The sequence below is a fragment of the Streptomyces huiliensis genome, assembly GCF_020037025.1.
GTDB lineage: Bacteria > Actinomycetota > Actinomycetes > Streptomycetales > Streptomycetaceae > Streptomyces > Streptomyces huiliensis.
In genome coordinates, this window is record NZ_JAIQLH010000159.1 from 24,492 (window position 1) to 35,163 (window position 10,672).

Genomic DNA, 10,672 nt, shown 5'->3' on the forward strand with positions numbered 1-10,672 from the left:
CCGCGGCGGGTGGGGCCGCGCGCCGGACCGGGGTCGGGAGCCGGGCCCGGAAGGCCGGGCCGGCCGCTCTACGGAGGTGCCGTGGTACGGGAGTTCCGCTAGACGGGGATCGCGACGCCGACGGCGATCGCGTGCAACGGCGCGGGGCGCGTGCGAGGAGCCGCGACGGAACGGGTGTGGTTCTCGCTCACACACCTGACCTTAGGTTAGGCAACCCTAACCCTGTCAACGCGAGCGTGAAATATGCCCACTTACGCCTCAAATATTCCCGCACACCGCAAACCCCCGACACCGCAAACCCCCGACCTGGCAAACCCCCGACCCCGCAAAGTCGTTTGCTCCCCCCACCCCCACCTGGAACGGTCACCCCATGACCGCTTCCACCACACGGACCACCGTCCGCCTCCTGCTCCCCGACGCATGGCGGCTCTACCGCTCCGTCCGCCTGGCCGCACTCGCCGACGCGCCCGAGGCGTTCGGCTCCACCTGGGCCGCCGAACACGCCTTCACGGAGGAGAAGTGGCGGGAGCGCCTCTCCCGGCGCACGACCTTCCTCGCGGAACGCGACGGCGCCCCCTGCGGCCTGGCCGGCACCGTCCCCGCCGGCCCCCGGACCGCCGAACTCGTCTCCTTCTGGGTCGCCCCCACCGCCCGCGGCACGGGCGCCGCCGACCTCCTCCTCGACGCGGCCCTCACCTGGACCGCCACCCACGGCCACACCGAACTCCGCCTCTGGGTCACCGAAGACAACCCCCGCGCCGAACGCTTCTACCTCCGCCACGGCTTCACCCGCACGGGAGACTCCCAGCCCGTCCGCCCGAACGAGCCCCGCCTGGAACACGCGATGTCCCGCCCGGTCGCGGCGGCGTGACGGGAGGCCGTCCTTGCCCGGCGGGCCGGCGCACACGTCTTCGCACACGCCCTCGCGCCCGGCCGAAGACCGGGCGCGAGAAGCCGGAACCGGAAGGCTTGCAGCTTCAGAGGCACTGCAGCGCGCCGCCGGGGCCCTGCAGGCAGCCGTCGGGGCAGCACTTGCCGTCGCAGCAGCTCGCGGGCGCGTCGCAGCAGCTGTCCGCGCACCGCACCTGGTTCGTCCGGCAGCAGCCCCAGGACGTCCGCTTGTCCGGCGGGCAGCAGCCCTGCGCGGTGCAGGTCTCGTCCGGCGCGCAGAGCTGTCCGTGGCAGCGGACGTGACCCGGCGGGGTGCACAGCCCCTCGACGCAGGTCTCGCCCGGGTCGCAGCACCGGCCGCCGCAGACCACGTTGCCCGTCGGGCAGAGCACCCCGTCCGCGCACTGCTCCTGCCCAGGCCAGTAACAGGTGCCGTGGCAGCAGCCCTGCCCCGGCTCGCAGCAGGTGCGGCCGCAGCACGGGTGGCCGGGCTCGCAGCAGGTGCCGGCGCAGCACTCGTGACCGGGCGCGCAGCACTGCCGCCAGGGGTTGTGCCCGTCGTCGGACATGCAGCATTCATGGGTCTTGGGGCAGCACTCCACGGGGGCGATGCCGTACGAGAGGGGCCAGATGCAGCTCTTCACGTCGGGCTGCTGACAGGACGGCCGCACGTCCCCGGCGTGCGGATGCGCGCAGGACGACACGCAGGGTGGTTTGCACTCGTAGGGGTAACCTCCTTCCGCCACGCACTCGCTGATGCAGTCCTCCACGCAGCTGTCCGCCAGGTGCACCCGGTCGTCCACGGGCGCGGTGGCGGGTACGGCGGCGGGCGGCGTACGGTACCGCCGGCGCGCCGGGTACAGCGTGGCTTCGGCGGTGGTCGTCGGTGCTGACATCGGTCCTGCACCTCCCACGGCGGGATCACCGGTCGTAGTACGGCGACAACTTGGTCACCAGGAACGGGAACTCCTCCGTCACGTCGACGCGGACGAAGTACTTCTCCGTGACGTCCGTCGTCCGCCCGGTGTACGAGAAGACGACGTCCAGGATGTTCCGCGTGCCGCTCAGGCGCGAGGGCCGGGTGTCGATGGCCGTCAGCGACGAGCCGCCGGCGTACGCCTCCGCGGTCCTGGCGTAGACGCTGGGGTACCGCACCACCAGGTAGTTCAGCGCCCGGTGGGCGTCGGAGGCCCCCGCGTTGTCGGTCAGGTGCATCACCCGCTCGAACAGCTCCTCGGCCGCGGACCGGAACCGGGTCTCCTCCAGCGCCTCCGGCCGGGGCAGCGCCCGGACGAGCGACGCGGTGTCGAAGGTGAAGATCTGGTCGAACGTCACCACGGGGAGGGCCAGGCCGCCGCACCGCCCGGGGGCGGCGAGCGGGCCCCGCAGCCCGACCAGCCCGTGCAGGTCCGTCGGCCGCGACTCCCCCAGCGCCTCGACGAGCAGGGAGAAGTCGACCGGGTCGCGGGGCCGTACGAGATAGGTCTCCAGCCCCTGGACGGTGAGGACGTAGCACAGCCGGCGGGCCAGATACCGGTTCCGCGGGTCCGCGACGACGGCCTGGAGGGTCTGCCGGTCTGTGAGGTCCACGGCCTCGGCGCGGCCGACGGCCTGGGCGAACTCCTTCTCGACCCCGAGGCTGGGGAACTGCGGCTCGACGCGGCCGAGCGCGTACACGTACGACGGCGTCCCGTAGGGGTGGTTCCGGTAGGGGCGGTCCCCGTCGTCGGGGCCGGGGGGCGCGCCTCCGCCGCAGGTCCGGCAGGGAGGCGGCCCGTCCGCCTCCTCCGGAACGGACGCGGTGAGGACCCGCCCGGCGGGTTCGGGGGGCGGCGCCTCGTGAACGGGCGGGCCGGGGTCGGGGGTTCCGCGGCCGGGCATCTCGTCGTGGCCGGACATCTCGTGGTCGGACATGGCTCGTTCCCTTCCGTGTGCCGAAGCCCCCCACCACCCGCCCCTTAGGTCCGCTAGGTCCGCCTCCCTCCCTTCCCGGAGAACACCAGCCACCGGTTGAGGGCGGCGGCCCGCCGTTCGCAGCCTCCGCAGGGGTGCAGTCCGGTGGCCCGCGTGGCGCGTTTCACCAGGTCGCCGAGGCCGACGTCCGCGTCGTTGACGAACCCGGGGAGCCGGAGGCGTGCCCTCTGCTCCTCCTCGCCGCCCGTCACGCGGTCCCGGTCGTCACCGTTCATCACCGTCCTCCTCATCGGTCGGCCGTGCGCAGCGTCCGGTACGCCTCCCAGGCGTTCAGCAGCGGCGGCGCGACGGAGGTGCGTCCGGCCGCCGACGCCCGTACCGCGGCGAGCAGTTCCACCGGTTCCGCCCGGGGGAACTCCGACCACAGCAGGGCGAGCGTGCCCGTGACAACGGCCGCGGCGGCGCTCGTCCCGCCGAACGGCCGCAGGCCGCCCCCGGCGGCGAGGCTGCGTACCCCCGTGCCCACCGCGCCCACACCGCGCCGGCCGATCGACGGCCCCAGGCTGGAGGAGCCCAGGGGGCCGGCCGGGCCGTAGGCCACGACGGGGACGACCGAGCGGTGCCGGAGGACCGGGGAGCCGCCCAGCGCCCCTTGGTTCCCGGCCGCGGCGACGATCACCGCGCCGCGGCGCAGGGCGTGCTCCAACGCCTCGTGCAGGGGCCCGGGTCCGCCGTGCTGCCGGGCGTTCAGCGCCAGGCTGACGTTGACCACCCGGGCGCCGGCGTCGACCGTCTCCACGAGCGCGGCGGCCAGTTCGTCGGCCGCGGCGGTGCCGGGCGCTCCCGGGGCGGCGGCGAAGGACAGGCTCCGCACCAGCAGCGGTGCTCCCGGGCAGATGCCCGGCGCGCCCGAGTCGCGCGCCGCGACGAGCATGCCTGCCACGGACGTCCCGTGCAGCGTGGCCGGGTCCGGGTCCGCACCGGCGGGCGCGGACGGCCCGAGGAATGCCAGCCGGGCGGCGCGGGCGAGGCCGGGGTGTCCGGCGCTCACCGGCCCGTCGACGAGGCCGACCGCCCCGGACCGCCGGCCGTCGGTCCGTGCCATCAGGGGCGGCAGGGACACCGGCGCGAGGGGGTCGGTCCCGTAGCGGACGTCGCAGGTCACCGTCATCACCGCGGCAGGCGGGAAAGTCCCGTGGAACCCTTGGGGGTTACGGGTTGAAGTCGCCGGACGCCGTGGCCGCCTTGCAGTCCGGCCCGACCGACTCGTCGAGGTTGCCGGACGAGCGGAGCCAGATCTCGGCGTACACCTCTTCGTGGCCGATCTCCGTGTCCGCGACGTCCGTGGGCAGGATGATGCCGAAGTGACGGCCCACGGTGGACGCCGTGGCCACGAAGGTGACCGGGTTCGGCGCGGTGAGGTTGTCGTCGCCGCCACCGAAGGGAGCGCCGCTGTCGGACTCCCGGAGCCGGATGAACTCCGTGAAGGTGCCGTTGATCTCAGCGGGGTCGAACTTGGCGGTGTAGGTGACGTCGAACCGGTAGTTGTCGCCGCCCACGGGTCCGCCAGTGATCTTCGGATTCGCTACCACGCACACGCCAACCACCCTCTTGCGCTAGAGATATGAGTGAACGTTAAACCACCTCTGTGGCAGGGCCCATGAGGGCCTTCACTCCGGCCGACGCAAAGACCTGCGCCGACGCGGCGAGTTGCGTCTGCTCTTCCAGGCAAACACCGGTACTCACGTGATGCAAGTGCCGCCCAGCGGCACCCCCCGCCCCCACAGCTCCTCCGCATGCTCGACAAACCGGTCGAACAGCCCGCCGTCCCCCTGCCGCCGCAGATGCAGCATCGGCGAGTCGTGCCCGACCAGGCTGGCCAGATGCGGCGTCACCAACGCGTCGCCGTCGAACCGGAAGACCGACAGGCTCACGTGGTTGACGGCGTCTTCGGGCGCACTGAACCGCGCCTCCACGACCGGCGCCAGCTCGCGCAGATGCCGCAACGTCATCCGGATCCGCGCCGAGACCGTCAGCACCGCGTCCTCGACGACCTCCCGGTTGCGGGTCACCTCACCGTCCGGGTCGCCGACCAGGAACCGCACCCGACACCCGGCACCGGCCTTGCGCCGCAGCACGTCGGAGAGGACGGGCACATGGGTCCACAGGAAGTAGTCGGTGTACCCGGCGAAGACGAGCTCCTCCCGCGCACCGGCGATCAACTCCCCCCACAGCGTGGACGGGCAGGCCGAGCGGTAGGGGTAACTGCGCACCAGCTCCCGGTCGTGGCCGGACTTGATGCGGACCTTGACGAGGTGGGGCCGGTTCATCTCTTCGTCCGCTCCCTCGGTGGGGCCGGTGGGGCCGGTGGGGCCTTCCCGGACCGCACCGGTCCGGGGCCGCGGCCGTTCGCCGTGACACGGCGATGCTTCCCGGCGGCTCCGGCCGAACCACGGGTTCCGCGAGTACGGGAAGCCTCATGCCGGCGGGGGCGCCCGCGCCGGTCGTGACCGGTACGGGCGCCCCCGGGGAGGTGGGCGGACGTTTCAGCGCCTCAGCTCACCATGTCCGCGCACGTCGCGGGCGAGGCGTGGGACGGGTCGAGGGCGTTGGCGACCTCCTTGAAGGCGACGCGGTCGATGGTGCCGATCGCGAGGTGTTCGGAGAGGTCGACCGCGCAGCGGTCCTGGAGCAGGATGTTGCGGACGTTCGGGCCGGAGAGGTACGCGGTCTGGTACGGGGTGACGACCTCGTCGTACTTGGTGGCGATGACCGTGTAGCTGACGCCGGGGACCGTGTCCGGCCGGGAGTTGAGCTTCTTGATGAACTCCGAGCCGACGGCCTGGTCGGTGAGGCCGGGGGTGAGGCCGTGGATCGCCTGGCGGGCGCCCGGGATCAGGTCCATGAGCTTGGTCAGGCCGGAGAGGGTGGTCCCGTGGTTGGACGGGGCCAGGGCGGTCAGGGAGTTCACCTTGCCCGCGCCGTCCAGGAAGTTGAGGTAGTAGCGCGGCATCACGCCGCCGCCCTGGGAGTGGCCGACGAGGTCCACCTTCGGGGCGCCGGTGGCCTCGCGGACGCGGTCGACGTACGCGGAGAGCTGGGCCGAGGACTTCTCGACCGGGCCGAGGCCGTTGAAGACCGGGACGCCGGGGAGCTGGCCGTAGTCCAGCGAGAAGACGCAGTAGCCGCGGTTCTTCAGGTAGGGCGCGAGGAACAGCCAGTTGTCGACCGAGTTGCCGAGGGTGCCGTGGATCAGGACGACGGGCCGGGGGTGCTCGGACGACGGCTTGCAGGAGAAGTCGTTCCAGCCACGGCTGACCTTCCCGGCACCGGCGTCCGCCGCGGCCGGTGCCGCCGCGCCGACGCCCAGCAGCAGGGCCAGGGCGGGCAGCAGCGTGCCCAGCATCCGGAGGAGGCGGCGGACGGGAGGGAGTCTTCGCATTCCGGTCATGACGGGAACCTCGCAGGTGGGAGAGGGCGCACGGGAGCGGCACGACGGCTAGGGGGGTGCCTCGCGCTGAAAGGGCATCAACTTACGTGCGAGTAGGTTGCGGGAAGGTCATGACTTCGTCAAGAAGTTCGACATCTCTTCGTTCGTACGAATTCGGCCAGTTACGCGGCAGTAACCGTGAGGTGGTACCGAGCGGCGTCCCCAACCCCAGCCCGGCGTCCAGCCCCAGCCCTCAGGCCACGTGCAGTGCCGCCGCCGGGCCCACCGCCGACGGGCCGAAGCGCGCCCGCGCCCGGTCGACGGCCGCCTCCACGCGCCGCGCCTTGTCGTCGGCGGCGTCGAACGTCAGCTGCAGCGGCACCCCCTCGGCGCCGGTGAGCCCCTCGGCGCGCAGCGCCACCGCCCGGACCCGGGCCCGCTGCAGGCCGAGCGCGCCGTGCAGCTCGTAGGCCACGGCGGTCAACGCCGGGGTGTGCGCGGTCGGTTCGGCGAAGGTACGGGTCCGGGTGGTGGCGGAGCCGTCGGCGTACCGGACGGTGAGGGTGAGGCCGCGGGCGACCTGCCCGTCGGCGCGCAGCCGGGCCCCGAGCCCGTCGGCGAGCGCGAGCAGCGCGCGCCGGCGCCGCTCCGGGTCCAGTTCGTCGGCGCCGAACCGGTGTTCCGCGCCCATCGAGCGGGCCCGCGCCTCCGGGGTCACCGGCGTGGGGTCGATGCCGTGCGCCCGCTCGTACAGCGTCCGCCCGGCCGCGGTACCCAGGACACGCTGGAGCGCGGGCAGCGGCGCGGCGGCGATCCGGCCGACGCTGTCGAGCCCGTACGCGCAGAGGGTACGGGCGGTGGCGGGCCCGACGCCGTACAGCGCCGCGGCCGGTTTGCGGGCCAGGAAGGCGGCCACCTCGGCGTCGTCCGCCGGCAGCACGCGGACCGCGCCGGGCGGCGCGTCCTGGGCGGCCATCCGCGCCAGCATCGGGTTGGCGGCGACGCCGACCGCGCAGTCGACGCCGTACCGGGCGAGGCTCCGGACCCGCAGCAGGGCCGCGAGCCCGGCGGGGTCGCGGCCGAAGTACCGGGTCGCGCCCCGGACGTCGGCGAGCGCGGCGACGGGCGGCAGCGCCTGCACGACGGGGGTGACCTCGGCGAGCAGGGCGAGGAGGCCGTCGTAGACCTCCTCGTCGAGGGGGGCGTCCGGGGCCGCCGCCGGCTGGAAGCGGACGTACAGCACGGGGGTGGCGGGCGCACCCTCGGCGGGCGCACCCTCGGCGGCCCCCGGCCGGCGGACCGGCTGACGAACCGGCCGGCGGACCGGCCCCGGCGCATCCGGCCCCGCCGCACCCGGCTCCGGGTCCGGAACCGCCGTCAGCCTCCGCTTCGTCACCCCACTCATCTCACTCACCTCATTCACACCACTCACCTCCCCGCACTCCCCTGACTCGCGTGCCACAACTTCCGCCCTGGGGCCGCCCCCTCGCCCGCCGGCCGGAGGTCGGCCCACGGGTGCATCGCGTAACCGGTGGGCATCTCGACGCGCCGCCGCGGGGCGGCCTCGGCAGGAGGCCCCTCCGCCGGCCGGGCCAGTACCTCCGCCACCGCCTCCAGGCCGCCCTCCGCCCGGAGCGCGGCGAGCTCCGCCAGGTCCCACGCCCGGACGCCGACGACGCTGAAGCTGCGCGGGCCGCGCCGCTGGACCGTGCCGCGGACCAGCAGCAGCCAGGAGTGGAAGACCGTGTGGGCGCAGGCCGCGTGGGAGTCGTCGAAGAAGGCGCAGTCGACCAGGCCCGTGCCGTCGTCCAGGGTCGCGAAGACCACCCGCCGGCCGGACCGGACGGGCGGCGTCTGGGTGGCCGCCTTGGCGCCCGCGACGAGGACGGTCTCGCCGTGCCGCGCGTCGCGCAGCCGGCTCGCCGGAAGTGCGCCCAACTCCCGCAGAAAAGCGCGGTGATCGGTCATAAGGTGCCGCGAGGTGTCCATCCCGAGCACGTTCAGCTCGGCGCCCAGCCGCTCCTTCGCGTCGAGGTCGGGCAGGCCGATCGGCTCGGTCCGCGCGTCGTCGACGAGGGTCGGCTGGGCGGGCCCCCGCCGGTGCCGGTGGAGCTCCGCGAGGTGCAGGAGCAGGTCGCGGCGGTTGGTGCCGAACGCGTCCAACGCGCCGACACGCGCCAGCCGTTCGGCGACGGGCAGGCTGGGCCGGGCCCGCCGCCACAGGTCCGGGAGGGAACCGTACGGGCGGCCGGCGACGATCCGTTCCGTCTCGGCCTCGCCGATGCCGTGCACCTCGGAGAGGGCGAGCCGGATCCCGAACCGCCTCTCGGACACCAGTTCGATCCGATAGGCGGCGTCCGACCGGTTCACGTCCAGCGGCAGCACCGGCACCCCGTGCCGCCGCGCGTCCGCCAGCAGCAGCCGCTTGGGGTACATCCCCGGGTCGTGGGTGAGCAGCCCGGCGTAGAACGCGGCCGGGTGGTGCGCCTTGAGCCAGGCCGACTGGTACGTGGGCACCGCGAAGGCGACCGCGTGCGCCTTGCAGAAGCCGTACGAGCCGAAGGCCTCGACGATCTCCCAGGTGCGGCGGACGACGTCGGCGGAGTAGCCGCGCTCCGCCGCCCGCTCCGCGAACCAGGCCCGGACCCGCCCGAGCAGCTCGGGCTTGGAGAGCGCGCGCCGGATCTCGTCCCCCTCCCCCCGGTCGCAACCGGTCATGATCCGAAGGATCTCGATCACCTGTTCATGGAAGACGACCACGCCGTGCGTCTCCCTCAGCACCCCCTCCAGATCCGGATGCGGGTAGCGGGCGGGCGCGCGGCCGTGCCGGGCCTCGATGAAGGGCCGCACCATGTCGGCGGCGACCGGGCCCGGCCGGAACAGCGAGATGTCGACGACGAGGTCGTGGAAGGTCTCCGGCTGGAGCCGGCCGATCAGGTCGCGCTGCCCCGGCGACTCGATCTGGAAGCAGCCGAGCGTCTCGGCGGAGCGGATCAGCGCGTACGTGCGCGGGTCCCCGGGCCGTACCTGCGCGGGGTCGTCGAGGTCGACGTGACGGCCGGTGGCGCGTTCGACCTCATCCACCGCGTGCGCCATCGCGGACTGCATCCGCACGCCCAGCACGTCGAGCTTGAGCAGGCCCAGCTCCTCCACGTCGTCCTTGTCGAACTGGGACATCGTGATGGGAGTACCTCCCATGCCGTTCAGGCTATGGGGGACCTCGCCGCTCGTCGGCACGACGGGGGTGCGGGCGCGCAGGGTCGCGTCCGACAGCAGGACGCCGCACGGGTGCATGGCGACGCCGCGCGGCAGCGCGTCCAGCGCCTCGGTCAGCTCCCACAGCCGCCCGTACCGCTCCGGCCGGATGCCGCGCAGCTCGGGCAGTTCGGCGAGCGCGGCCCGCGCGTCGCGCGCCCGGATGTGCGGGAACGCCTTGGCGAGCCGGTCCACCTCGGCGGGGTCCATGCCGAGGGCGGCGCCGACGTCGCGGAGGGCGTGCCGGACGCGGTAGGTCTCGGGCATGGCGACGGTCGCGACCCGCTCCGGGCCGAACCGGTCGAAGATCGCCCGGTAGACGTCCAGCCGGCGCGCGGACTCGACGTCGATGTCGATGTCGGGCAGCGCGGCGCGGCGGACGGAGAGGAACCGCTCCATCAGCAGGCCGTGTTCGACCGGGTCGGCGCCGGCGATCCCCAGCAGGTGGTTGACCAGCGAGCCGGCGCCGGAGCCGCGGGCGGCGACGCGGACGCCGAGCTCGCGGGCGTCGTCGACGACGCGGGCGACGGTGAGGAAGTACGAGGCGAAGCCGCGCCGCGCGATGACGTCCAGTTCGTCGTCCATCCGGTCCCGGTAGACGCGGCCGCGGGCCCCCCGGTCGTAGCCGCGCAGCACCAGGCCGGCGGTGCAGCGGGAGCGCAGCACGCGGTCGGCGGTGCGCCGGTCCGCGCCGACCAGGCGCGGCTCGGGGAAGTGGACGGAGCCCAGGCCGATGTCGTCCTCGGGGTCGACGCGGCAGGCGGCGGCGGTCTCGGCGGTGCCGGCGAGCAGCCGGCGGGCGGCGTCCCGGCCGAGCCCGGCGGCCTCCGCGATCCGCTCGGCGGCGGCGGCCATGGCGCCGGGGTCCTTGAGCCAGCGCTCGCCGCCGTCCAGCGCCTCGGGCCGGCGGAAGTCGACGGGCACCAGCCGGCGGGCCGCGTCGAGGACGTCGGCGACGGGCCCCTGGCCGGGGTCGGCGTAGCGCGCGGCGTTGGTGAGGACGGCCGGGACGCCCTGCTCGGCGGCGAGGCCGAGGGTACGGGCGGCGAGCCGCAGCGAGCCGGGTCCGGTACCGGTGCGGCCGTGCCAGACGGCCTCCAGGCGGAGGGCGGGACCGAACGTTTCGCGCCAGGGCGCGAGCAGCCGGGCGGCCCGGTCGGGGCGGCCCGCGGCGAGCGCGCG

General features: G+C 74.4%; 10 protein-coding genes. 1 reads left to right on the forward strand and 9 read right to left on the reverse strand.

From position 1 onward, the window contains the following. Window positions 1-370 precede the first annotated feature (370 nt). Window positions 371-871, forward strand: a complete 501-nt coding sequence (locus tag JNW98_RS24310) for a GNAT family N-acetyltransferase (RefSeq protein ID WP_223770412.1) — start codon at window positions 371-373, stop codon at window positions 869-871. Between the two features lie 106 nt (window positions 872-977). On the opposite strand, the gene JNW98_RS24315 is transcribed toward JNW98_RS24310, so the two are convergent. From JNW98_RS24315 to JNW98_RS24355, 9 genes are all read right to left on the reverse strand, one after another. Next, window positions 978-1,535 (reverse strand): hypothetical protein, encoded by a 558-nt coding sequence (locus JNW98_RS24315; RefSeq protein WP_223770413.1) that lies wholly within the window; start codon window positions 1,533-1,535, stop codon window positions 978-980. 277 nt (window positions 1,536-1,812) lie between these two features. Next, on the reverse strand, window positions 1,813-2,805 hold the full coding sequence (locus tag JNW98_RS24320; RefSeq protein ID WP_223770414.1) for a cyanobactin maturation protease PatG family protein: 993 nt from the start codon (window positions 2,803-2,805) through the stop codon (window positions 1,813-1,815). A gap of 53 nt (window positions 2,806-2,858) precedes the next feature. Next, window positions 2,859-3,080: a hypothetical protein gene (locus tag JNW98_RS24325; RefSeq protein ID WP_223770415.1), complete on the reverse strand. Its 222-nt coding sequence runs from the start codon at window positions 3,078-3,080 to the stop codon at window positions 2,859-2,861. A gap of 11 nt (window positions 3,081-3,091) precedes the next feature. Then, window positions 3,092-3,970 carry a S8 family peptidase gene (locus JNW98_RS24330; protein ID WP_223770416.1) on the reverse strand — a complete coding sequence of 293 codons (879 nt, stop codon included), beginning with the start codon at window positions 3,968-3,970 and terminating at the stop codon, window positions 3,092-3,094. 46 nt (window positions 3,971-4,016) lie between these two features. After that, a complete protein-coding gene (locus tag JNW98_RS24335; RefSeq protein WP_223770417.1) occupies window positions 4,017-4,403 on the reverse strand; it encodes a hypothetical protein in 387 nt (128 codons plus the stop codon). 144 nt (window positions 4,404-4,547) lie between these two features. Next, window positions 4,548-5,135 (reverse strand): XRE family transcriptional regulator, encoded by a 588-nt coding sequence (locus JNW98_RS24340; protein WP_223770418.1) that lies wholly within the window; start codon window positions 5,133-5,135, stop codon window positions 4,548-4,550. A 224-nt stretch (window positions 5,136-5,359) separates the two neighbouring features. After that, window positions 5,360-6,256 (reverse strand): esterase/lipase family protein, encoded by an 897-nt coding sequence (locus JNW98_RS24345; protein ID WP_223770419.1) that lies wholly within the window; start codon window positions 6,254-6,256, stop codon window positions 5,360-5,362. Window positions 6,257-6,488: 232 nt separating this feature from the next. Continuing rightward, window positions 6,489-7,640: a DNA polymerase Y family protein gene (locus tag JNW98_RS24350; protein WP_223770420.1), complete on the reverse strand. Its 1,152-nt coding sequence runs from the start codon at window positions 7,638-7,640 to the stop codon at window positions 6,489-6,491. Between the two features lie 23 nt (window positions 7,641-7,663). Continuing rightward, on the reverse strand, window positions 7,664-10,672 hold a 3,009-nt coding region (locus JNW98_RS24355), incomplete at its 5' end, for a DNA polymerase III subunit alpha (RefSeq protein ID WP_223770421.1).